The 25,620-nt window shown below is 36.1% G+C and carries 18 protein-coding genes; 13 read left to right on the top strand and 5 right to left on the bottom strand.

Annotation, left to right across the window (positions count from 1 at the left end):
* The first annotated feature begins 411 nt into the window (after window positions 1-411).
* The 8 genes from EHR07_RS15915 (at window position 412) to EHR07_RS15950 (ending at window position 13,077) form a co-directional block, all read left to right on the top strand.
* On the top strand, window positions 412-1,296 hold the full coding sequence (locus tag EHR07_RS15915; protein ID WP_208739811.1) for a tyrosine-type recombinase/integrase: 885 nt from the start codon (window positions 412-414) through the stop codon (window positions 1,294-1,296).
* A 291-nt stretch (window positions 1,297-1,587) separates the two neighbouring features.
* On the top strand, window positions 1,588-2,391 hold the full coding sequence (locus EHR07_RS15920) for a hypothetical protein (protein WP_135745960.1): 804 nt from the start codon (window positions 1,588-1,590) through the stop codon (window positions 2,389-2,391).
* A 68-nt stretch (window positions 2,392-2,459) separates the two neighbouring features.
* Window positions 2,460-3,818: a cytochrome-c peroxidase gene (locus tag EHR07_RS15925; protein ID WP_238778226.1), complete on the top strand. Its 1,359-nt coding sequence runs from the start codon at window positions 2,460-2,462 to the stop codon at window positions 3,816-3,818.
* The gene (locus tag EHR07_RS15930; RefSeq protein ID WP_135745961.1) at window positions 3,818-5,344 is read left to right on the top strand and encodes a parallel beta-helix domain-containing protein; all 1,527 of its coding nucleotides are present in this window, start codon (window positions 3,818-3,820) and stop codon (window positions 5,342-5,344) included. Before EHR07_RS15925 ends, EHR07_RS15930 begins: the two co-directional genes overlap by 1 nt.
* 1 nt (window position 5,345) lies before the next feature.
* A complete protein-coding gene (locus EHR07_RS15935) occupies window positions 5,346-6,623 on the top strand; it encodes an ankyrin repeat domain-containing protein (protein WP_135745962.1) in 1,278 nt (425 codons plus the stop codon).
* Between the two features lie 307 nt (window positions 6,624-6,930).
* Complete coding sequence (locus tag EHR07_RS15940) at window positions 6,931-10,542, top strand: adenylate/guanylate cyclase domain-containing protein (protein ID WP_135745963.1); 3,612 nt, start codon at window positions 6,931-6,933, stop codon at window positions 10,540-10,542.
* Entirely contained in the window at window positions 10,532-11,191 is a 660-nt protein-coding gene (locus EHR07_RS15945) for a response regulator transcription factor (protein ID WP_135745964.1), read from the top strand. Before EHR07_RS15940 ends, EHR07_RS15945 begins: the two co-directional genes overlap by 11 nt.
* 29 nt (window positions 11,192-11,220) lie before the next feature.
* A complete protein-coding gene (locus tag EHR07_RS15950; protein ID WP_238778224.1) occupies window positions 11,221-13,077 on the top strand; it encodes a 7TM-DISM domain-containing protein in 1,857 nt (618 codons plus the stop codon).
* 39 nt (window positions 13,078-13,116) lie between these two features.
* On the opposite strand, the gene EHR07_RS15955 is transcribed toward EHR07_RS15950, so the two are convergent.
* Complete coding sequence (locus EHR07_RS15955) at window positions 13,117-13,734, bottom strand: ArsR/SmtB family transcription factor (protein WP_238753678.1); 618 nt, start codon at window positions 13,732-13,734, stop codon at window positions 13,117-13,119.
* A gap of 136 nt (window positions 13,735-13,870) precedes the next feature.
* On the opposite strand from EHR07_RS15955, the gene EHR07_RS15960 reads away from it, so the two are divergent.
* Together EHR07_RS15960 and EHR07_RS15965 are read left to right on the top strand one after the other, a co-directional pair.
* Window positions 13,871-14,371: a DUF2938 domain-containing protein gene (locus tag EHR07_RS15960; RefSeq protein WP_135745966.1), complete on the top strand. Its 501-nt coding sequence runs from the start codon at window positions 13,871-13,873 to the stop codon at window positions 14,369-14,371.
* A 21-nt stretch (window positions 14,372-14,392) separates the two neighbouring features.
* Window positions 14,393-15,541: an MFS transporter gene (locus EHR07_RS15965; RefSeq protein WP_135745967.1), complete on the top strand. Its 1,149-nt coding sequence runs from the start codon at window positions 14,393-14,395 to the stop codon at window positions 15,539-15,541.
* A gap of 51 nt (window positions 15,542-15,592) precedes the next feature.
* On the opposite strand, the gene EHR07_RS15970 is transcribed toward EHR07_RS15965, so the two are convergent.
* Window positions 15,593-16,687 carry a helix-turn-helix transcriptional regulator gene (locus EHR07_RS15970; protein WP_135745968.1) on the bottom strand — a complete coding sequence of 365 codons (1,095 nt, stop codon included), beginning with the start codon at window positions 16,685-16,687 and terminating at the stop codon, window positions 15,593-15,595.
* Window positions 16,688-16,824: 137 nt separating this feature from the next.
* Between EHR07_RS15970 and EHR07_RS15975 the strand changes: the two genes are divergently transcribed.
* The 3 genes from EHR07_RS15975 (at window position 16,825) to EHR07_RS15985 (ending at window position 18,779) form a co-directional block, all read left to right on the top strand.
* On the top strand, window positions 16,825-17,295 hold the full coding sequence (locus EHR07_RS15975) for a hypothetical protein (RefSeq protein WP_135745969.1): 471 nt from the start codon (window positions 16,825-16,827) through the stop codon (window positions 17,293-17,295).
* A 10-nt stretch (window positions 17,296-17,305) separates the two neighbouring features.
* The gene (locus EHR07_RS15980; RefSeq protein WP_135745970.1) at window positions 17,306-18,028 is read left to right on the top strand and encodes a DUF4386 domain-containing protein; all 723 of its coding nucleotides are present in this window, start codon (window positions 17,306-17,308) and stop codon (window positions 18,026-18,028) included.
* 487 nt (window positions 18,029-18,515) lie between these two features.
* A complete protein-coding gene (locus tag EHR07_RS15985) occupies window positions 18,516-18,779 on the top strand; it encodes an RNA recognition motif domain-containing protein (RefSeq protein ID WP_135745971.1) in 264 nt (87 codons plus the stop codon).
* 90 nt (window positions 18,780-18,869) lie between these two features.
* Here the strand turns inward: EHR07_RS15985 and EHR07_RS15990 are convergent, their stop codons facing one another.
* The 3 genes from EHR07_RS15990 to EHR07_RS16000 all read right to left on the bottom strand — a co-directional run bounded on the left by EHR07_RS15990 (window position 18,870) and on the right by EHR07_RS16000 (window position 25,504).
* Complete coding sequence (locus tag EHR07_RS15990) at window positions 18,870-22,586, bottom strand: LamG-like jellyroll fold domain-containing protein (protein WP_135745972.1); 3,717 nt, start codon at window positions 22,584-22,586, stop codon at window positions 18,870-18,872.
* A gap of 94 nt (window positions 22,587-22,680) precedes the next feature.
* Window positions 22,681-24,720 (bottom strand): sensor histidine kinase, encoded by a 2,040-nt coding sequence (locus tag EHR07_RS15995; protein WP_135745973.1) that lies wholly within the window; start codon window positions 24,718-24,720, stop codon window positions 22,681-22,683.
* A gap of 208 nt (window positions 24,721-24,928) precedes the next feature.
* On the bottom strand, window positions 24,929-25,504 hold the full coding sequence (locus tag EHR07_RS16000) for a WG repeat-containing protein (RefSeq protein WP_135745974.1): 576 nt from the start codon (window positions 25,502-25,504) through the stop codon (window positions 24,929-24,931).
* Window positions 25,505-25,620: the final 116 nt, after the last annotated feature.

The following is a 25,620-nucleotide window of genomic DNA, read 5'->3' on the forward strand; positions in this document are numbered from 1 at the left end:
ATGGATTGATTTGGACATTGAAGTTACAATCATCAAAATACAAGGAGGCTTACCTATATCTCATAGATAAGTTTTCCAAAATCAAACATTTGAAAAATGTTAAAAAAGCCAGTCAACTGGAACCGGATCCAATTGTTTTGGATAAACATCATTTCGATTGGGACAAGTCAAAGTTTCAAAGAAAGAAAATGGAATTATGGGATTCAAATTTTTAAGAGAGTTTGGTGATTTGAAGTAATCCTAATTATTTAATTTATCAAAAGTTGGAAGCTGAACTTAAGAAAATCGGGTATTCTTTTGTTTCCTGTTTCGATCAATTTGACACAAAAGTTCAACTGTATTTGCTTATAAAACAAATGTGTATTTCTGAAAAAACTTTTTTATTTCTAATCAATTTAAACTCATGTACTAATGGGTATATTAAAAGATAAAATGATCAATGATATGATCGTACATGGATATTCAAATCAGACAATTCGATGTTATACTGCTTGTATGAAGGTGGTCACTAGATACTTTCAAAAGTCTCCTTTGGATTTGGAACCAATTGACATATATGATTTTTTCCTCTACTTGAGGTTAGAAAATAAATCTGATTCCACACTCATCAACTTTTACAGTGCACTTTTATTTTTTTACAATATAATCGAAAGAAAAGACATGATGCAATTGATTCCTGTCCCGAAACGGAAACGAACGGTAGTTGCGGTATTTAGTCAAAGCGAAATTGTTAATTTTCTTTCTAGCTGTCGTACTGTGTGGGAAAAAAATATTTTTACCTTACTTTATTCTTCTGGGATACGTATCAGTGAAGTGGTAAACCTTCAACTATCTCATATTGACTTTGAAAGAAAGGCCATCTTTATCGCTTCAGGAAAAGGAGGTCACTCTAGGTATGCACTTTTGGCGGATAAAACGGCTGTTTTGCTAAAAGAATATATTGAAATTTATAATCCAAAATCTTATTTGTTTTTTTCTCATAAAGGGAAGGACGTTGCTGTAAGTCCCAGGGCCATCCAAGCTGCGTTTCAAAAAATTAGAAAACTCGCTGGGATCCAAAAGTATGGAACTGTGCATACACTCAGGCATTCCTTTGCCACTCATCTTTTGGAGGATGGGTACGGTTTAGTTTATATACAGAAACTATTAGGACATGCTGATATCAAAACGACACTTGTTTATCTACATGTTAGTCCAAATTCGCTTCTACAGATTACAAGTCCCTTGGAAAAAATCGTAAATATCAAACTAGGAATGTTTGAAAATCGAAATCAATATGGGTTCCAGTTTAGGTAAGTTTGGAATCGAGTGAAAAAGGATATTGGATTGTATGAAAGGGTAATATCTCTTTCGTTAGGGATACGAAGGGCTTGGTCTCACCTATACATTAGGTGAGACGGAAGCGAACGCGCACCCCGGAGTAGCCCGACCCTTCTAATAGGGATATTGAAACACCAATCCCATGGGGAACGACCTCACAAAAATTTTTCCAAACTTTTGTTTAGAAGATTCTTTAATAAAAATTTGAATTGCAAAATTAGAAAAACCAAGGCCAATCTATGCAGTTTAGAAGAGTAGGAGAACTGTATGGAAAAACGTTTTGCAACCTGGGCTGAGATTCTTGACATAACGATTTTGGTAGGGGCATTGGTTGTGTTAGGTGCTTGGATTTTAGGTGTTCCATTTTTTTACCGAACTGATGGACCAGTATTATCAATTTTTACAGCCATTTCTCTACTTGTGATTGTCGGATTACGACTTTCCACGAGACATTTTCATCTTTGGCCTTTCACAGCCAATCTTGCCTTTTTAATGATTGTGGGTGGTGGGAATATTTCTTCCATTTTGATGTTGTTATCGGCACCGGCAGTTCATATCAATCCTAAGTCAAGTTTGGTGATGACTTCTGTGTTTACATCCATTGGTCTTGTGTTCTTTAGTATTTATGAAATCCTTTTGTATTTGCGAAAAACTCCAAAAAGTATTTGGATTTTGGATGATATTTTGATCCACCTAGCGCTTGTTCCTGGTGGAATTAGTTTAATTGGGCATATCTTCCAAAATCCAACCTACCTGAGTATGTCAATGGACGCCCGTGTAGGAATTTCTCCACTCGAGATGGTGTTTATGGCAACTCTGGCTCTTTCTACCATTTTAGCGAATCCCAATTTGTTTCTTTGGAAATTTTTAAAAGGGGGGCTTGCCAACCAATTGACTTTTGTCGGTTTGTTTATCAACCAATACATTGCTCCCGTTATCTACTTGTTAATTGCCGGAACTAATTGGGAAACTAAAGGATTTGGACCAGAGTTGTTTATATTTTTTGGAGGAGTCATTGCTACGTTAGGTTTTCTTTTGTTCCAGGCAAAATTGGAAGAAAACGAAGTATAGAATCTAACCCATGTTATACTGATTTTTTTTTGAGGAAATAGTGAGTGTTAAGAATGCGAGAGTAAGTCTTGATAAATATCAATGTGTCTCACACTACTAATATTTTTTATGGTAAAAAGGCTTATTTTCTTTTGGTTTTCAATATTAAAAAGATTTTTCACTTTTTCTCTTTATGTTTCCTTTGTCTTGTGAAGTTTTGGTTTGTTTTTGGGTTCATTGTCTCTTTTGTTTTATTTTGTAATTGTTCCAAAGAAGAGTCTAGAATCATTCCAGAACAATCTAAGTTTGAGGTCGTGGAACCTCCCTTAGATTTTCAACTTTCTTCGGTTTGCCCTCCTGGATTAAACTTTGAAAAAGGTTTTTGTGTGATTGATTATCGTTATGTCCAATCTTTAGAAAAAAACGGTGGCCTTGGACAAACTCTCGCACAAGTTAAATTAGATCCCAAAGTCATTGATTTGGGAAGATACTTATTTTTTGATCCTATTCTTTCCGGCGATAAACAATTGTCATGTGCTCATTGCCATCATCCTGCTTATAGTCTCTCTGATGGCAGGAAACAAAGTATAGGAAGAGATGGAGTTGGTTATGGACCGACGCGAAAAAACGGAGTTATACTCAAACGTTCGGCACCGAGTTTGTGGAATGTAGTTTATATGAAACATTTATTTTGGGAGGGAAGAGCTTCCAATTTAGAAGACCAAGCAGAAGGTCCACTGTATTCACCTGATGAAATGGCTAGTTCTCCTGAGGTCATTGAATCAAGGTTAAATGAAAATTCTTATTATCAAAAAATGTTTGAACAAGCTTATGGAAAAAAAAGATTAAAAATTTCGGCATCTTTAGTGATTGATGCTCTCTCTGCATTTGAGAGGTCACTCGTTTCTTTTAGTAGTCGGTTTGATAAATGGTCTACAGGAGATAAGGAAGCTTTAAACAAAGAAGAACTGTTAGGTTATAATATTTTCCGTTCTTTTGTGGCTCGATGTGCGGAATGCCATCCTCCCCCTATGTTTACAAATAATGTTTTTGCAACGATTGGGGTTTTGGATTCCAAAGAAAGGGACTTTGGTAGAGAGACTATCACTGGCCAAGATTTACTCAGAGGAGCCTTCCGGGTTCCCAGTTTGAGAAACATTGCAAAAACAGCACCATATATGCATGCGGGAAATTTGAATACTTTAGAAGACGTTGTTCGCTTTTATAATGAAGGTGGGGGACGAGGAAATGGAGCGCCGAGTGATCTTAGAATCCACTGGCATGTTAGAAAAATGGGGCTTAGTGAAAAAGAAATTAGTTCACTTATTTCTTTTCTGAATACATTGACTGATGAAACGAGTATGCCAAAATTTCCTAAGTCTGTTCCTTCGGGTCTGCCAGTGGCACTAGAAATTGAATCATATCACAATCGGAGTTCTATAAAATAATGAGTTTTAAAAAAAAGTTTCTATTCTTTAGTGTTTCTAAGATCGTCCATCAAAAGAATCCTTTCCAATTCTCTTTTGCGATTCTTTTTTTCTTCTTTTTGTCTTCACAAATTTTTTCTCGAACTTTGGAAGTCCATGAAGGAGAATCCATTCAAAAGGCAATTGATTCCCTTGAAAAAGGAGATACTGTTAAAGTATATCCCGGTGTTTACAATGAATTTTTGTTCGTGGATAAAACTCATTTTACTTTATCTGGAGTGATCGTCAATGGCAAGTGGCCTGTGTTAGACGGAGTTGGGAAGTTAAATGATGGTGTGATTGGATCCGGTGCCAACTTTTTAATCGAAAATTTCCATATTAAAAACTATAAAGCAAATGGTGTGATGACTCAAGGTGCAGGTAACATCATTATGCGTAAACTCATCGTAGAAAATACAGGAATTTATGGAATTTATCCAACAATGGGTACAAACGTAGTCGTTGAAGATACGGTTAGTTTAGGAATTGCTGATGCCGCCATATATATCGGGATGTGTCACAATGTTGATGTTAGACGGAACGAAGTGTATGGAAGTGTTATCGGGATTGAAATCGAAAACTCAACGAATGTTTTGATCGAAGGAAATACCGTTTACGATAATTCAGCAGGAATTGTTGCTTTTGCATTACCTGGACTCCCATTAAAAAAGGTAGAAAACGTAATCATAAGAAAAAACTTTATATTTGATAACAACCATAGAAATTTTGCGGAACCGGGAGCATTGGTTGCTGGTGTTCCTCCTGGAATCGGAATTGGTGTGATGGCCGGAGATGAAGTTACCATAGAAGGAAATATCATACGCAGGAATAGTTTTGCTGGAATTGGGATTGGTGATAACAACTTACTTCCTAATTCAAAATCGCCGGATCCAGATGTGGAACCAAATCCAGACCGAAACAAAGTATTGGAAAATGTTTTTATCGATAACGGGAAACGGAAGTGGAATGATATTATCTCTTGGCTTTTCTATGTGATAAGGATCATCTTTTCTGGAAATCCAATCCCAGAATCACCTAATGGTGGGAAGGTGGGAATTTTTCCGGAAGGATATGATGTCGTAGCTTCAGGAAAAGGGAAAGACAATTGTTTAATTTCTCCTGATTCTGTTACAAAAATTGGAACGAGTTCTTATGGAATTTGTAAGCCAACAGACACTACTGAAAAAATTAAAACTATGATTGGTGACCCGAAGCTAGGAGAATCAAAATCGGATGCACGAGAACTGGGAAAACAAGTGTTTGGTGCAGTTTGTTCAGGATGCCATTCAATGACGTTACGCACTGTGGGTCCTCCCATTAAAGAAATTCAAGAAAAGTATAAGAAGGATGTTTACGGAGTTGTTTCTTTTGCTTCCATGCCCAAAAAAGTGAGAGAGGGATTTATTGAAATGCCTTCTCAAAAGTATTTAGGTAATGAAAAACTAACAGCTGTTGCAAACTATATTTTGAATTTAAAAGACGAAGGTGCCAAAGGGGTGGCAAAATAATATGAATGCAGACAAAAACCTTCCTGAGATGAATCCATTTCGTGGCGGATTGATTTCCATCATTCGTTTGTTCACCCCGCCAGTATTGGCTATTCTTTTGATTGTTTTTGTACGTTATCTTTCGGGCGATGTTTCTTGGAAACGAAATCTTCTTGCGGCTTCCTTTCTTTGTTATTACATTGCTGTCTCTGTTTTTGGGACCATACGTGCAGCGTCTGCTGTGGAAGATATCCTCGGTGAAGAAGATATCGTAGAAGACAAAATCTCAAGAATGAGAAGGGCAAGACATTCGATTCGAGTTTTCTTTTCCCTTTGGTTGGTGGGAGGAGTTGCCATTCTTGCTGGTCTTTATGTTGGTATGAGTAAAAATCGTTGGGACATGCCTATACCACTTCCTTCATTACAAATATTGAGTTCGGTTATTTGGGCCATCCTTACCTCTTTATTGTTGCAACTAATGAGTTTTCATAGAGGGCTTGTGTTTGCCAAAGGTGGATCCACAAAAGGATACATTGCACAGAGTATAACGATTTATGGATTTCTGATCCTTCTATTCCCCATTTATTTTGTTTTATATGCGGGTAATGGGAAAATCGTAAACATTCCTTATTTGATAGCATTTACACTTCCAACTAACATACTTTTGGTGTATTTAGTTGTTAAAAAATACAAATCTGTAATCCGCATTCTGGGAGAAAATTCTGTATTTTTCTTTCATCCTGAGACAAAGTATGCGGCGAAAAGAGCTTTTGGTATTTTTTTATTTGTCTTTATTTTGATAAGTTTGTTCTTTTTGGATTATACACGTAGAAAAAAATTACTTTGGATTTACGCAGCAAGGGAAAACCAAATTTTACTTTTTGATGTTCTGCGTCTAACCGGTGTCCATGTTAATGAAGTGGATGAACATAACTATACTCCGCTCTTTTGGGCGGTCCAAGGCGGATCTATTGATTTTGTGAAATCGATTGTAAAAGCTGGGGCTGGTTTAGAAGCAAGGAATGAGTTTGGCCAAACTCCTTTGATATTAGCTGTTCTTGTTAAAAATGAAATGATGGTTCAAGAATTAATTTCACTTGGATCTGACATCAACTGTGCTGATAGTTTGGAGGGACAAACTCCTTTGATATTAGCTGCAAGAGATGGAAGTTTGGAGATAGTAAAAATCCTACTGAAAAACAAAGCCAATCCCAATCTTAAGAATAAAAAAGGCCAATCTGCTTTGAGTTTAGCTTTAGATTCTGGTCATAAGGAAATTGCCGATTTATTAAAAAAATGAAAACAATCTAGAGGTAACATAAAATTCTTTCGATTTTTATGTACATTCTGTTCGTTGTATTTGGGATGTTAAAAGGTAAAATTATTTCAAATTGGATGGTCCATGGATAGGCTAAATCGACAATAGGGAACTATCCTTAGTTTATAGCAGAATACTCCTTTGGGTTCATGAATACTAAAACCCCCTAAACAGGGGGGAAGATCTAATTAAATATTTATTTCCAAACCAAGGTTTCAAGGTAAATTCTGACGGATTCAAACGTAACGCACTTTCGTTTGAATGATAACCGGCACAATACTGAGGACCAATGTTACCATTTCCTGAACTTTCGACAAATCCTTCTACAATCGAATATATTTGGCATAAACTTCCTTGGGCGATACCAAATTTTTTTACGACCTTGGTTGGATTGACACTCACTGCACTTGGGATACTCGCACTTAAAAGATCTGAGAATCGTAAACTTTTGTTCAGTTTCATTTGTTTTTGTTTTTCATTTGCTTCCCTCGGTTTAGTTCTATCATTACGTACATTACTTCAAGACCAACCTACTTTATTGTTTTGGAATCGTGTTGGCTACTTTGGAGTTATATTATTATCTCCGTCTGCTGCTTTTTTAACATACTATTTGACAAATCAATCTTACCGATATTTGATCATCTCCGGCTTATTGGCTATGTTTACTCTAGTGTTTGGTTATTACGGACTTTTCACACATTATGATTTTACAGGTGGTTGGTTTATTTATTCGTTTGGCAAATATCCAATTGCTGAACTCCCTCTTAAAATTTGGGGAGTAATTTTAGTTATTAATTACATATTTGTTTACACTCCAACCTCCATTCATTATTGGATGAAGAATCAAAAAGACTTTGAGTCAAAAAAATTTTTGTTTTTGGGTCTTCATATATGTAGTTTTCTCTTAATTACCAATTTATTAAGTTTAGTTGGATATCCAGTATTTCCATTAAGTAGTTTTGCATTTCTTCCGTTATCAATCCTTGGATATGGAATTTTTCGGTCAGATTTTTTGAATCTAAATGATTTATTATTCAAACAAAGGGGATTGTTTTACTTTTTATCGGGGTTTATCACTACGATTTTAATCCTGATTGCTTATTTAGTTTCTTTTTATCTTCATCCGAGTGACCAGATAACAGCTTACAATCGACCTTATTTTTTAATTCCACTTTTCTCTAGTGTTATGGTATTTGCTTTGGCCATTTATATCGCCGGTAGTAATCCTGATATCAAATTGAATATGTTGGCATCCATATCATTTTTTTTAGCGGGTGCTTTTACGATCGTTATGGTTACTTTTAAATTTGATTTGCCATTAATAGTACATAGAAGATTAGAACAAATTTTTTATACATTATTTGTATTCACACCAGGAATCCATTTACGTTTCTGTTATGCGTTATTTGGTAGAAAGTCTCCGAAAATGGTGCGACTTTTAGATTTTGGATCTCTCCTTTTATCGTTTATCCTTTGGACTCCCTATTTTTTTGGAGGATTTTATGAATATTCCTTCGGTCGTATTTCTTCGGGAAACTTCGGACTCAATGCTTTTGGATTACTTGGTATGATTGGAATGACATTTTTTTTAAAAGAATGGATTACTATTTGGAAAGAGAAACGTAATAGGATGGCTAATCTCATTGTGCTATCATTATTTTTTGGTGACATCCTTATTTTCCTCAATTTACCAGCTACAATGGGAATTCCGTTGTATTCATTTGGTGAATTACAATGTATTCCAGCACTTTTGATTTCTATTTTTATCATCAAACTGGGAGCCATTCCTACTTCGGGACAAGCTACTTTGATTGGAAATCGAGTTTCGTTAATGATTTTATTTTTTGTTCCGCTTTCGATGTCTTTTTATGTTTTGAACTTAAGTGAAGTTTTTCCACTAAGCATAACAATTTATCACGCGTTATTTGTTGCATCTCCGATTGGTTTGGCTTTTTATCTTGTATCGTTTGTTTTTTTACGATCAACGGCAGTAAAGTTAGATCAAACAATGTTTGCATTGGCTAAAGAAAAGGTTAAGGCAGATAATGCACTGATTCAATCCGAAGAAGCCAAAAAGGAAATAGAAGCCATCAATTTCTTAACGAAAGTAATCAATTCTGAATCTGAATTGCCAAAAATTATAACTGCCATTGCAGAATACGTGAATCAAAAATATGGAATTATGGGCACTTGGTTATTTTTATTAGATGAAAACCATGGTGAAATCAAAAGTGTTCACGCGGAGGCATTTATTGATGCCTCTGAAGAACAAAGAGCTTTTGTCAATAATTTGAGGATTCCTATGAATGAATCAGGGGGGATTGCTTATTTAGTTTGGAAACGGAAAAAAAGTATGTTACTGCCTCAAATTAAACGATTTGAATTTGAGATTGATAAACGTATCGGTGAAGGAGTTAAAGCCACCTCTTTTTTACATGTGCCATTGGTTTTAAAAAATGAAACTATCGGACTAATTATGTTCTCAAATTTTCAAGAGCGACTGAATTTGACAAAATCGCAAGCCAGATCCATTGAACATCTATGTGCTCAAGTGGCAGGTGTCATTCAAAGGGTTCACCTCCTAAGACAAACGGAAAAACAAAAAAAAGATATTTTGGCGTTAAATGGATTTATCAAGGATATCAATGAGAATATGGATATTCATTTGATCATGAAAAAAATACACAACTATGTGAAAACAAATTTCGGAATTATGTATTATTCATTGTTAGTCGTTGATGGTGAAAAAAGATATCTACGGTTTTTGGAGATGGAGGTCCCCGAATATGTTACGGAATTTCAAAAAAATAGAATTTATGAAATGAGAGTACCTCTGAAGGGGGCAGCAGGAGGTCACCAGATGACTTTGCGTAAGAAAAAGCCGATTTATATGCCGAAAGATCTGGAAAAGATAGAAAGATTACTTTCTGAAGATGAAAAATGGGTGATTAATGTTTGTAAGATCACATCGTTCCTTTTTATCCCTATGATATTGAATGGAGAAGTTGTCGGGTTACTTGATTTATCAAATTCAGATAAATCGATGGACCTAACGGATGAAGATATTTCGAAACTATCTATTTTAGGAGAACAATTAGCTGGAATTATTTATGGTTCTGCCTTATTTCAAGAATTAGAGATTTCTAGAAATATTGCCGAGGAAGAGAGACGAAAAAATGAAAAACTTTTGCTCAATATTTTGCCTGTTGATATTGCAAAGGAGTTGAAGGAAAAAGGAGCCACAGAACCAATCTTATACGAAAATGTGAGTGTTATGTTTACTGATTTTAAAGGGTTTACTCAAATCGCGGAAGTCTTATCACCACAAGAATTGATTCGAGATTTAGATGCTTGTTTTGTTCAGTTTGATAAAATTACGGAAAGATATAAATTAGAGAAACTAAAGACGATTGGAGATAGTTATATGTGTGCTGGTGGAATTCCAAAACGAAATCAAACACATGCAATCGATTCAGTTCTTGCTGCATTGGAGATCCAAGCATTTATGAATTTAATGAAACAAATCAAAGCAGATCAAGGATTACCATTTTGGGAACTTCGATTAGGAATTCATTCAGGTCCGTTAGTTGCAGGTGTGATTGGAGAAAAGAAATTTGCCTATGATGTTTGGGGAGATACAGTGAACACTGCTTCTAGAATGGAATCTTCGGGGACTCCAGGAAAAATCAATGTTAGTGGTGAAACCTATGATCTCATTAAAGACGTTTTTGAATGCGAATACAGGGGAAAAATAAATGCCAAAAACAAAGGTGAAGTCGAAATGTTTTATGTTCTAGGACTAAAAACGGAATTTTCCCTATCAGAAGATAAACGAACACCGAATGGAAATTTTTGGAAATATTACGAAACATTGGCAGGGACTAGAGAACATGTCGCTTAAAAATGAAAGTATAGTTGAACCTAATAAGATCAAAATTGGAATTTTGGAAAATGACGATTTCTTTCTGGAAGAGCTAAAAAATCGTATCTCTGAATTGGACAATGTATCGGAGATTCTTTTTTGGAAAACTGGTGAGATGCTTTTACGAGATCCCAAACATAAAAATATCGATATATTATTTTTGGATATTATGTTACCAGGTATAAGCGGAATCGAAGTCGTAAAAAATTTATCAGAGAAAAATGAAAACGTAAAAGTAATTATGTTAACCAATATGAATTCTGATGAGATGATTTTTAATTCTATTAAAAATGGTGCACTTGGTTACCTTTTAAAATCGGAATTAGGTCAGATAAAAAATATTGTAGAAGTTCTGTTAGGTGGCGGAGCTTATATCACTCCGACTATTGCGCTAAGAGTGTTTTCTAGTTTTAGGCGTCCTATTGATAGGCCAAAAGTATATTTAACGGATCGGGAAAAACAAATTCTGGAATTACTAGTCAAAGGGAAAACCATTCCGTTGGTATCAAAATTTTTGGATTTAAGTGAACATACGGTGCAAGGCTATGTAAAATCGATTTATCGAAAATTGCAGGTTCATAATCGATCTGAATTAGCGCTCAAAGTGCAAGAATATTTTATTTTATAATGAGATGTTTTGGAAAAATTATTTTATTTTTGATAATCGCGACGATTCCAGTAAATTGTTACCAAAAATTAAGTGAAAAGTTTCAAAATAGCGCCTACATAGATTTATCTGATACAAATTGGGAAAATTCGCTTCCAATTAATTTATCATCTGGTTGGGAGTTCTATTGGAACCAGTTATTCGATCCAAAGGTTTTTCCGATAAATTCTCTGTTAGGTGGTGTTCCAATTGTTGAATTTCGGCCTTGGACTAATCTAGATTTAGCGGGCCAGAAGTTTTCTGCAAAAGGTTTTGCAACCTATCGTAAAAGAATTAAGGTTCAAAATAGTTCTAAGTTAAAACATTTTTCTATTTATTTTATGCATTTGTTTTCTTCATCTAAAGTTTACATCAATGGTGAACTTATTCAGGAGAAAGGAAAGGTATCCTCTCAACTTGCTGAAGTTATACCTGATAGAACAAATTCAACGATTGAGTTTTTAACAGACCAATTAGAACTGGATATAGTTATTCAAATTGCAAATCAAGATTTTTATCAGGGTGGGCCAAGAGGTGAGTTTTTAATTGGTTATCCTCCGCAAATCGATTTGTATAAAAGCAGGAATCTAATTGTTGAAATTTTTGTTTTTGGACTAATTTTCGGATCTGTTTTGTATCATCTTTCATTTTATTTCATTAACCGTAACCAACGTGCCTTCTTATATTTTTCAATAGTCTGTATAACCTTTTTAATTCGAATCCCTTTTTTAAATAGCAAATCACACGGTTATTTTATTCCAATGCAGAGTTTTGAGTTTCAGTCTATATGGTTACATTATGTAAATATCTTCACCTTTCTGTTTTCTATTTTATTTTTGAGTGAATTGTTTAGGTCGAAACAATACAAATACATAAAAAATTTCTTCTTTATTGGCGCTATCCTTGCTTTGTTTACTCCATTTGTTTCTAAAACTTTTCAATATTATCTGAATTTTCTTTATCTCGTTGTGTATTTGGTAATGTTTTTGGCATTCTCTTTTTATTTACTTTATAAACATAAAAAAGAAGCACAGGGATTGTATTCTATGGGAATTGCTCTCTTCTCACTTGCTTTGTTTTGTATTTTATCAATATCTCTTAACTTTTATGGCGTTCACGGCGGATTATATCTAATTCTAGGATATTTGTTTTATGTAATTTTTCAGACGGTGTCTTTGAGTAAATTTTTTGCCTACGCTATTGAATCTAGAGCAAATATAGAAATGGCCTTACATGAAGAATCTTTACAAGCTTTGTCAAAACAAAGGGCAGAAATGCAATTAATGGTTCACGACCAATTGGGCGCGAATTTAACGGATCTAAAGGTTTTTTTGGAAAGAAAAATGTTAAGTTTAAACGAATCGGTAAAACAATCTTTTGATCTGGATTATATTTATGATCGAGTTGTTTCGATCATCCAATCGCTCCGTAACCAATTACTTTACATAGAAGATCAAAATTTAATTTTTGAAAACTTTGTCACAGGCTTACATTTAACTTTATTAAGAAGATATTCTGATGTTGGGAGAGAGTTTGAGTTTTCTCCATCTAATGAATTTTTGAATTATTTCAATGAAATAAAAATTATCGGTAAAAACCAAAGTTATTTTTTGAATATATATTATATGTTATATGAAGTTTGTACTAATGATATTAAGTATGGTAGAGGCGAATCTGTTTGGAAATTAGATTTTATTAATGGCACTTTTAGTATTAATCAAAGAAACTTACTGAACCTATCAATTCAAAAACAAAAGACTGACTTCGATTTGAAAAGCATTAAAAAGAGATTATCACTATTGAATGGAAACTTGGAGGTTAAGATTTCCGATGAAAGTTTCCAATTGAAAATTCAGTTTCCAGCTTGATCGAAGTTATTTGTTAAACTATTCGCTTTGATTAAAAGTTTAGTTTTCTTCATTTTCTATCCAACCACTATAACCCCCGCCAAAACGTGATACGGTGATTTCGCGTGATTTCAAGAGATTCATTGCATTCACAGATAACAAACAAAGTGGTCCTCGGCAATAGACGATAACCTCTTTGGTTTTAGGAAATTTATGAGTTAATAGATCGTTGTATGGAACGTTTATTGCTTCAGGAATATGGCCTTTTTTATATTCTTCTTTAGAACGCACATCAATAAGGAGGGTACCGCCTTTTTTTATTTTCTTTTGCAGTTCCGTATAGTTGATGTTTTGTTTTGTAGAGGAAACCGCAGCATTAGAAGGGATTTCTCGTTCTGCCATACTAAACACTGCAAACTTTTCTAAAGCGAAAAACAAATCTTTCATTGGTCCTTGTTCCCAACGGTAAAGAATTCTTTTTCCGTCTCTACGAGTAGTAACCAAATTTGTTTTTTTTAAAGCCTGGAGGTGTTGAGAAGTATTGGCAACTGGGATGCCTGATTCTTCAGACAAAATCTCCACTGATTTTTCACCATTTGATAAAAGTTGGAGTAAAATCAGGCGAGATTCGTTTCCAAGCATACTGGCAACTTCGCTCATACGTGGAATGATTTCCATACTTCTCATATACTATCTCACTAAAAAAGAAAAATCCGATTTCAGGCAAGAAATTTTGTATCCGCTAATAAAAAACTATAGACATTCTATCATTCAATAAAACAATTGAATGATAGAATGAATGTTGGAGGATATTATGGCTTTTCTTTTAGAAAATTATTGGAAGATCGTTCCTGTTGGAATAGGTGCTACGGCAGCTATGGACATTTGGAGGTTTCTATTACAGAAAACGTTTGGTGTGAGTTCGCTTGATCTGGGGCTTTTGGGGCGTTGGGTTGGTTATCTGTTTCGAGGGAAAATTTTCCATACCTCGATGGGAAAAGCTGAGGCGATCCCGAATGAAACCAAACTGGGTTGGACCTCCCATTATGCCATAGGGATTTTCTTTTCCTTTCTTTTGCCTGTCATTTGGGGAGAAGAGTGGTTAAAGAATCCGACGGTCCAACCTGCAATTCTTGTGGGCGTTGGAACTGTTTTGGCTCCTTGGTTGTTCATGCAACCGGCTATGGGAATAGGGATTGCTGCTTCCAAAACTCCCAAACCTTACCAAGTGCGTCTTAGAAATATTGCCATTCACATTGTCTATGGACTTGGACTTTATGGATCTGCTCTTCTAACAAATGTTTTGTTCCGTTAAGTTTAGGATGAGGAATTTTTTATGAAATATATTATTGTTACTGCAGTCATTGTTCTTTTGGGATTTTTTTCCGTGGGTATTCCCATTGCAACACTTCCGGGATTTATTAAAGGAACCTTAGGTTTAAGTGATGTTTGGCTTGGGATCATACTAGGAACTCAGTCACTTGTGACATTACTAAGTCGCCATCATTCCGGTTCGCTATCGGATTTAAAAGGTCCAAAAGTGGCAGTGCTCCGGGGAATATTTTTTAGTGTGATTTCCGGTTTTGTTAGCTTCGGTGTCGTTTATTTTCAAGGAACATTGGGACTTGTCATTCTCCTTCTTGCACGAATCGTGTTGGGTTACTCAGAGAGTTTACTCATCACGGGTGCCCTTTCTTGGGGTGTTGGTTTGGTTGGATCAGCTAACGCTGGTCGTGTGATGGCTTGGAGTGGAATGGCGATGTATGCAGCGATTGCCATCTCTGCACCCTTAGGGTTTCTAATGGTTCATCAATTTGGATTTCAGGGTGGGGTGGTTCTATCGATATTATTTCCTATCTTTGCAGGAATCATTTCCTATTTTGTTCCTAAAGTTCCACCTGCAAGTCAAGTGCGGATTCCATTTTATCAAGTGGTTCCCAAAGTTTGGAAACATGGTCTAGGACTATTTTTTGCCGCCGTTTGTTTTGCGGGGATTGCAGGTTTTAATACATTACTTTTTAAAGAAAAAGGATGGGCGAATGCAGAGTGGGTGATGGTCATTTTTGGAACTGCCTATGTAGCTGCTCGAATCTTTTTTGCTCAAACAGTAGACCAGTATGGTGGTAAAAAAATTGCCATGATTTTCTCTGCTGTTGCGATACTCGGACAAGGTTTGTTATGGCAGACAAATCATTCTTCCTTGGCATTTTTAGGTGCCGCACTGACAGGTTTTGGTTATTCACTCGTGTTCCCTGCCTTTGGTGTAGAAGCCGTTAAAAATATGGAAGCAAAGTTTCGCGGTGTCGCTCTTGGAGCTTATGTAGCTTTTTTTGATCTAGCATTGGGAGTGACAGGACCGCTAGCGGGTTTTGTAGCCAATCACTTTGGTTATGCGGCAGTGTATGCTTTTGGAATGGTCACTTGTATGGTTTCTTTTCTCATTGCCTTTAGTTTAAAAGATACTAAAAAATTGAACGAAGCCTAAAGATTGCAGTGTTTTAGCCAAAAGGAACTTTCATTCCATTGTTTCTTTTGGCTAAGATTTGTATTTTCTTCGATACTCTGAAGGTGTTAACTGGGTAAGTTCTTTAAAGGCCCTATTAAAAGCATTTTTGGAATTAAAGCCAATATCAAAACCAATGCGAAGTACAGGTGTCTCTGATTCTAATAATGCAATTTTCGCTAATGTTATCCTTTTTTCTCGTATAATTTCAATTAGACTTTGGCCATAATACCGATTGCAAACTTGTGAAGTGGTATGAGAGGATACTCCAAGAATTTCAGAAATTTTGTTAAGAGTTAAATCTCCATCTGAAATGGTATTTTTGTCATTCAAAAGAACATCGAATTGTTTTCCTAACTCAGTTAATTTTTGATCCGATAGGTAAGACTTTTGGTATTTGTTTGTGTTTTGATTCGAACTAAAAATTTGGTGGTTCTCATCTTCTTTTTGATCGAGATAAATGCGGTGCCATGCAAAACCAAGAATCCATACCGAAAAACCAATGTTAGATATACTTTCTGAAATTTGCCCAGGAATAAAAATACAAAGTAGAATGCAGAGAAATAACCAAAACACCAAAAGCAAAATATATTGAGAAAAAAGTTTTCCTTCTCTGAGAAAATCTTTCGGAAATTCACTGAGAACCAATTGGAATCGGAAACGGGTTCGCATAAAAACAATGAGTGAGAAGAATAAAGTCATCATTTGGAGCAAGTTTGATTCACTGAATACTTCGATAGGAAGTGTGTTCTTTAGAAACAAAAGTTTCTTTTCTCCATTCAATAGAAAAAATGGAATATGAAAGATAAAAAATAAAATTGGAACCAATAGAAACAATCCGAACCAAATGCGATTTTCTTTGGGAATTCCAAAATACCTGGTTACGGCAAATGAAAAAAACGGAGCTATGCTAAATCCGAACCCATATCCTAATTTGATAAGATGAGGAAATTCATTCAGGTTTCCTGAAAAATAAACCAGGTTACAGATCATAATGATGGAAAGAAAAAAAAATAAAAAACCTAAGTCACGACTGAACTTTCTACCTTTATTTTCTTCGCGATAGAAGTAAAGGCCAAGAAACACAGACTGTATAAAACCTGCACCGAGTAAGATAGTTCCAATCATTTGAAGAATATTCCATAACTGTCAGATGATTCAAAGAATGAAATTAGTTTTTTTTATAAAAGATAGGTCCCATCCGATGGGGTGGGGCGACAAAGGATTGGTTTTGAGTTACACTTACTTTCAAAAAAGGAAAACATTTGAAATTAGTTATTTGGCTCATTCCATTCTTCTTCGTTTTGATACAAGATCCAGTTTTCGGAAATTCTAATTTTTCAAAAGAAGAATACAGTGCAAATTTTTTTCGTGCTCCTTCCGTCGGCGGCGAGTATAGAAAAGACCAGTTTTCTATACATGGAGGTTATTATGTTACCAATTTTGATCCTGGAATCACAACTGAGTTTTATAAAGTTGGATTTGGTTATTGGTTTTTACCTACGAAGTTAAATTCATTTATAGAACAACCATCATCCTTTTATACTTATTTATCCTATGGAAAAGGAATTAATTTAGGATATAAAAATAAAGATTCATTTATGTACGAATTGGGTTATCGATTTATGTTGTGGAAAGGTCTTAGTTTTCGTTTCGGTATCATTCTACTTGTTGCAGATGGTGCCTCTCCAGAACTCAATCCCACACCGGGAATTAGTTATTCAGTATTTTTTTAAAGAGGAAAGTATGCAAAATCAAACAATCAAAGAAAATCGTTATATAGGAATGATATTTATTATGATTCCCTTACTCATTCAAATACCCTATACAATCTTAATTTTGAATTTTCAATATCCTGATATTTTGCGGGAACCAGCTGAGACTATTTTAACGGAATTTCACAAGGCCGGTCCTTTCCTTGTGTGGACTTGGTGGTTTTTTGGAATTTCGGGACTACCACTTCTTTTTGGGTACCTTTATTTGTATCAAATGACAAAAAAAAATAACCCATTATTGTCTTTAGCGGCTGTTATGTTTGGAATCGTTTCTTTGTTTTTTCAGTTGGTTGGGCTTTTGCGATGGGTGTTTGTTGTTCCTATCCTTGCTAATTTGTATATGGATCCACTCAGTTCTGATTTAGTGAAAACTGCGGTTTTAGTTAATTTCCAAGCTATTCACCATTTGTTTGGTGTTTTGATTGGTGAACATTTAGGCCAACTCTTTACCATTCTTTGGATGTTGATGGTTTCTATTTTGATTTGGAGAGATCAAGTTTTTCCAAGATGGATTGCCGTTTTCGGAATGGTTTCTTCCTTGGTTTATATTTTAGCGCAATGGGAATTGTTTGCCATAGTAATTCCTTATGTAAAAGAAATTCCTCTGACTGGTCTTTTGGGAAGTTTGTTTTGGCTTTTATGGATGGTTTGTATAGGATTTCAAATATTTAAAACAAAAAACGATGTGAAGTAAAATTCAAATGTTACTGTTCCACACAAAGTAAATAATATGAGCTTCCGCAAGTTAAGGATGCACTTGATAATGAACTACTTCCAGTTTGATTCAATGATTATGTTGGTTCATCCACATTCTTTTTCAGAATCATGTATGTTACAAATTTTTCAGGCTTTCAATTCAGTCCAAAAAAGAATAACAAAACAAAATTTGTATAAGAATTAATCTTATCTTTAAAATTTATTGATAAATCGGTTTTTTTGCCTATAAGGAATGAAAAAAAATGAATTGGGCTTTCTATTTAAATGGAACTAAATTTAGCTGGTAACAGATTCAAAATAAATGCGTTTTTTTAACCTCTAAGTAGTCCTCACTTTTTTGCATTCTGATCTCCCTTAAAGTTTTCCCCTGCATTTTCGTTGTGTTTTTACCTAATTTCCTCTTGGGAAAGTCGTTTCTAAATCATTAAAATTTAAGAGTCAAAATCAAAATTTGAGGAAATCAAATGTCAGTTAATATATATGTAGGCAACCTTTCTTACGAAATGACCGAGAGCAAGCTTAATGAGCTTTTTTCAGTACACGGAGCAGTATCTTCTGCAAAAATCATTACAGACCAGTATACTGGTGGTTCAAAAGGTTTCGGTTTTATCGAAATGAAAGAACGTAAAGAAGCAGATAACGCTATCAATGATTTAAACGGAAAAAATATTCTAAACCGTGAAATGAAAGTGAATATTGCAAAACCTAAAACCAACAATTGGAATTAAGTTTTACATAACTTTATTTTTTTAAATTTCAGTTCTTAGTTCATTTTACTAAGGACTGAAATTTTTGTATTATCCCGCATGTAAGTTTCCTTATTTACAGGAATGGTTTACCGGTAGGCTGTATTTATTGGATAGATAACACTCGACAATTTCCCTATCACTATTGGAGAGGGCTTGGTCGTAATAAATAAAATCTCCCATAAAACCATCTAAATAATCACCATCTCCTGGAGGTGTTCCTCCAAAAAAATACCTGCCAATATCAAGGGTTCCACCTCCGCAATTGTAGGTAGGAGGTCCCGAACTAGTAGAACTCACGACACCACCAGCATTATATATATTCCCTGATGTCCCATTGTATTCAAGAGAGAGGAGGGTGATTGTATTGGCTGTATAAAATGATAAATCCGTAACTAACCTAGGAGTATTTATTACCTGATCAAACAAACTTACAAGTTTTCCTCCCCCTCCATCCGGTAAATACAGTAACTTACCGGCTAAATAGGCACCATTTTGAAAAAGTCCGTCGCTTCCACCTCCACCTAAATCGTTGAATACCGCAAAAATAGTATTAGCAGCGGTGTTTAATTCAGGAGTACAAGCTCTCGATAAAAAAGTTCCTGCGGTATCAGAATAACGTATCGCCTTGAATCCATTGATGCCAGTAGCACTAAAAATTGGCTGTTGGGCTCCCGTGCCTTGGCTCACATGAAAGCCATTCCCGCTGCGGTCGTCCACAATCCCGATACAATTTGCCCCGCCACTGCAAGCTCCTGGTCCAAAGGAAGCAGCTTCCGGCATAAGAAAAAATTTCAAACTACTACTAGCAGGTGTTTGGTTCCAGGTGCTAACTTGTGTGGGATAAGCACCGGAGAGCGTACGGATTTCGGATAAAGAAAGAACTCGGTTATAAATCCGAATTTCATCAAGGACACCTGAAAATTGGCCAGCGCCATCGAGACGTCTTCCTACTTCTAGGCTTGGACCGGGTAGTGTAGACCAAGTCGGCATTGAGGCAGAAACACGTAAAACTCCATTCTCATAAACTTCAACATTTGGGGAATTAAAGGTACCGCAGAGATGCATCCACTGGTTTCGAAAACCTTCATGAAAGATTGTGACATCATTAGAGACGCCAAACATACCTGTAACGGTATCCGAAACCACAAGTCCATTCCCTTGCGAATTTGTGAAGGATCCATATCCCACAATGTATTCCCCAAAAGTACTTGATTTATTAAACCATCCACAAATGGTTCTTGGGTCAGTCGCCATTGGCAATCCAGTGGGACTTAATTTTTGCATAAAAGAGGCACCGTTAAAGAGGTAAGCACTATTTGGGTTGCCACTGCGATCGAAGGTGGGTGTAGCTCCAGTGACTGTTAAATCATTTTTTTCTGTGCCATAGTCTTTTGTATTTCCGTTGAACGGATAGTAGGTGACAAGACCTGCGGGAATTTGCACAGCCAACCTTCGTATGGATTCATCATCGATAGCCCCTTTAAAAAACCGAACATCGGAGACTTTCCCTTTGAAATAATAACCATTTCCTGCATCACCAACCTTAAATGTACCAGCGGGAAGATTCGGATTTGTCGTAAATACCAAAGGATCTTGTAATCCATTGATGTAGATTTTCCAGTTTGGATAGGAACGTTGGAGTACCACATGTGTCCATTGGTTGAGTGGTAACTTCGCAGTCGTATTGCCACTTGGTCCTACGGCACCTAGGGACACAGATAATCTTCTAGAAGTACCCGTAGTATCGAAAATGAGCCCGTATCCATTGGCCCCACCTTGTCCATTGTAAAAGATAAACTGAGAACCGGTTCCCCCTGCAGGAAAAACCCAGGCAGAAATGGTGAGGTTATCAGAAATCTGAGGTGTAGTGATACCTGTGGTAGACTGAATGAAGTCACCACCCCCATGTAGTTCATATGCTCCATTCACAAGAGCATTTTCATCTGCAGTTAGAGTAGGAGAACCAGCAATGGTACCATTGTTAGTTCCTATGGAGTCGTTTGTGTTTCCATCAAATGTATAACGTAAAACTTCTGATGGTTCGATTCTTCTGAGAGAATGGTTTCCTGTATCGGCAATGTAAATATTTTGACCATCTGACAATAGATAACCGGGAAAATTCAAAAGACCATTCCCACCAGTATTGTCTGAATATCCGGAAACACTTCCTACAAGGGTTGTGACTTTATTTGTACTTAGGTTTAAATGTCTGATTTTATGTCCTGACCATTCAGAGATAAATAAGTTGGTTCCATCCGTTGTGATTCCATGAGGATCATTAAACTGTGCCAAGGTTCCAATTCCATCGGTGGATGCTTGCACTCCATCCCCCGCGATGGTATCTACTGGGTTTGTTCCACTCAGAGAAATTCTCCGTATTTTATGACCTCCGCCAACCCCAATGTCTGTGACATAAAGATAACTACCAAGCCCAACCACAGCGATCGGTGACACAAAACGAGCATTAGTTCCTACTGGGTCGTTGGCAAAACTACAAAGAGTAGGTCCACCGGCAATTGTACTGACAGCAGTGGTGATGGGATTAATCACACGAATGGTACAATTTCCTCGATCCACAACGTAGAGGTTCCCGTTAAAAAGTGAAATCCAAGAGGGATTGTTGAAGGAAGCAAGAATTCCCGATGTGTTATCTGCTGCCGCTGCATTTCCGGATCCAGCAAAAGTGGAAACAACAGAAGTTGCTAAGTTTACCTTACGAATCCTTCTTCCACTGGATTCTAAAACGAATAAATTATTTCCATCATTGGTGAGACCTGTGATCCCATTAAATTCTGCCGCTGTTCCTACACCATCTTTGCAGTTAGTCGTGACAGTTCCCGGACAAACTGTACCACCCCCAGAGTTTCCTCCTGCAAGGATGGTGGTTGTTCCATTGGATTTGTCAATCTTACGAATGACGGCATTGATCGAATCAGCCAAGTAAATAAAATTATTATCGGCTGTGATCATATTGGGTCCATTAAACCGAGCAGCTGTTGGGCCGGCAGTTGCGGCAGCTCCACCAGGACTGGCACCACCTCCACCCGAATTGAATGGAAATGAACCTGAGATTGTTTTTAAGAAAGTTTGTCTTCCGATTAGGTTTGTGCCTAGATCCGAACTGATGGTAGGATGGACGTTCCCACCTACAATATATCCATTCACACATGTGATAAAGATCGTAACATTCGCTGCTGCAATGGTTCCCATGGTTAGTGTGGGATCATCAAACGAACAAATTGTACCAGCAGGCTGTGCTGTGAGAGCCACAGAATAGTTAGAACCTGTCGCGGCTAATGTTGAAAATTTGGTTAATCCGTTCGAAGATATGTTTAATGTTTCTGCCCCGTTGTTTTGGACGGTTATGGTTCCACTGATTCCAGAAACATTCACTCCTACTTCATAGAAGTTTGCGCCAGCCCCACAAGTAATACTAATATTTGTTATATTGCTATTTTGGACTACACCCTGGGCATTGGTTATGGAACATGTAAGTCCAGCCCCATTGGTAACAAAGCTGACATTGTAATTTTGACCTGTACTGAGTTTTGTCGGAAATGTAAAATTTCCGTCAGTGCTAACAGTAACCGTTTCTTGGTTGTTTTTGAGGGTTACCGAAGTTCCCGGAACGAGACCAGAGACCGCACCTCCAAGAGTAAATCCAGTAAACTGTGGGCCTGTGAAAAACCTAAGGAAAGTTAGGAATTCTAGTGGATCTCTGGAAAGCGAAGGCAATCCACAGGAAAAGAGGAACAAAAATACCAGGGGTAGGGTCAATCTCTTCATTAGGGAAATCCGTCGCTATAAAGAACTATGGAAAGATTGGATTATATATCAAGAAATTTCAGCGCCAGATTCTGTAGTTGTAGAATATTTGTGATCATGCTAGGGGAACTGTACGGTTTTCTTTTGGGAATTTTAGAACGAATAGGCTGCCTTTTCCTGGTTCCGAATGGACTTGGATACTGCCTTCGTGGAGTCTTATCAGTTCAAAACAGAGTTTTAATCCAATCCCAAAACCTTTTTCTCCCAATGTACCTAGAGATGACATTGGCTTTAAAAATAAATCCTTTTGGCGATCTAAGGAAATTCCCGAACCATCATCTTTGATTCTGATTTCTGCATATTCTTCAGTCTCATCGAATGAAATTTGAATCGAACCATCGGTATGACTAAATTTAATAGCATTCGCAATTAAATTGCGGAGGATTTCTATGAGTATAGAAGTATCTGCATAAACAATGGCATTCGGAGGAATCAATAATTGAATTTTTAACTTTTTTTTCTTAAACTCAATTGTAAATGAATCGAGAAGAGTTTGAATTAAAGTAGTAAAATGATTTTCCGTTAATTGAATAGAGATTTGTCCCTGGTCTAATCGGAAACGATTTAGATTTAATAGATGTTCTACGGTAGACATCGCGTTCTCTAAGATCACAAACACTTGTTTTAGTATGTGGCTTTTTTCTTCTTCTGAAGAATCTTTATCTGTGATTAAAGTTAGGGCTGAGTATACTGTGCTTAATGGAGAGCGAAGGTCATGGGCAGCCAGTGATAAAAATTTATCCTTCCATTGGTTCGCTTCTTCAGCGACTTGTTTTGCTTCTTTGTATTCCTTCGTGCGAACGATAACGGTTTTTTCTAATGACTCGTTGAGTAATGAAAGTTCCTTCCCTAGTATTTCATTTTTAAGAAAAGATTTAGTAAAGTAAGAAGCTAAAACAAGCGATTGGAACAAGGCAGTTGATAAATAGGAATATTTGAGAATCATAAAATAATTTAAGATCCCGTATAAGTAAAGTGTGTCATTGATCGCACTTAAAAATAAAAAAAACTGAATCAAAAGAAGTGGTATCGCCATATCTTTTTTTTGATAAACAGCATGGATCATACAAAGTACGGAATAAAATAAGGCAAGTATTGTCAGAAATATTCCATAAAAAGTTGCTTGGGAACCTAATTCAGAAGGTGTTACCAATACATAAATATATAAACTTGTACATGAAATGATAAAAAACGTGATAATTGGTTTAGAAAAATTTTCAGGAAATCTTTGGTATAAAAATAAAAGATAACTAGGCATCGCCAGGAAAAAAATAAGCGATAGGGCAAATGCTAATCGATAGGGAACATCAGGGAATAAAAAATATAAAGAATCACCATTTAAGGAGATCGAGTGTAAGGCGATGATTAAACTATACAATCCGAAGTAGAAAACAATAGTTTTATGTCTTCGAAAAAAATAAACGGTAAAGTGGTAAAAGGCCATAAAAATAAGAGCACCCGTGAGTAAGGCATCTCTTATCGCTTCATTGAATACTTGAGTATTGATTTTTTTGTATAAACCTAATGTGGGTGGATACCAAAAGGATCCATCATCATGATAAAAATTAGAAATATGAACAAGGATGTTTGTTTCGGCATTGGGATGGGGAAGTAAAACGATTCCTGAACTGCGAGTCGGAATCATGGAATCTTTGGATGTTCCTACTTTTCCAAGTTCCAGTTCTAGTTGCCCATTCACATAAATGGACATAGCAGCCCCGCCCGTTTGAAAGAATCGAAGAGCATATATATTTTGTTTTGCTGTCTCTGGAAGCAGGATTTTGAGTTGGTAAGTTCCAAAGCCTATTCCTTCAAAATGTTCTTTCCATCTTTCTCCAACTTGTAAAAAACTTTTTATGGGTTTTGAAGTTGCTTTTATAGAGTTTTGGCTGGTCTGGTTTGCGGAACTTGTAGGTAGAGGAGGAATTAAATTTTTCCAATCAAATACCCATTCACCAGAGAGGGGAACCACCTTTTGAAAATCGTAGGTTCTTAAATCGATTTCTCCTTTGCTAGCAAAGATTAAATTTGAATCTTCAGTTATTGGTGAACAACTACAAAGAATTAATAATCCTATCAGAATGTTCCTATTCATTAATTTGAAATCCGTTGGTTCGGATTTTACCCGCCACAGCCATCGTTGAAACGGGTAAAAAAATGTCACAGGTAATTTGGACCCAGTCATGTGACAATTGGATCAAGTTCCCAAAACTAACCGTAAAAGTACTAGAATGGAATTAATTTAATTCTAGTTTCGTTGGCTTTGTTTGTAATCCAGTCCATCCATCGGCCACTTCCCCAGTCTAGTTGAAGTGGATTCTCTTTTTTGAATTGTTTAAGATCCCCGTTGCCGTTTTCTTTTTGAAATCAATTGATTCGATCGAATCCCATTCGATGGGAATGATAACTTTTCCTTTTTTATTAATAACCCCATATTTTCCACCGACGATTCGGCTATGTTCTTCTTCTCGTTGTGATTCACAGCCATTACAAACGATGGAAAGGCCATTTTCAAACGGATACACAAAATCATAAGCGGCAGCGATTTGTTTTTTACAACGTGAATCGTAAAACCCAAATTTTTTATTTTCTACAAAGCGAGCAAGGTTTTCCGAAAAATAATCGGGTCCATTATCATATACAAAAGTTTCTAATAAAACCTGGTTCTTTGTGTTGATACATACCCAATGGTTTTCTTTTACAACAAAGGCAACCTGTTCCTTTGTGAAGTCCAATGCATGTTGGTATTGTGGATTGATAATGACTTTTCCAGATTTGTCTTTGAAACCGTAAAGATTGTTTTCTTCAAAAGAAATTAGAAGATTTGACTTAGCTAATATTGGCAAACTAAATAATAAAAATGTAATAATAAATTTCATAATACCTACTGATTAAAGATAAAAAAAATACATAACGCACTTGTTATGAATGATTTTTGAATCATTATTTCTCCTAAAGTCTCATTACGCTAAGTTATGTTAAGCTTATGTCAAGG

It is taken from the genome of Leptospira bandrabouensis, assembly GCF_004770905.1.
GTDB classification, from domain to species: Bacteria; Spirochaetota; Leptospiria; order Leptospirales; family Leptospiraceae; genus Leptospira_A; species Leptospira_A bandrabouensis.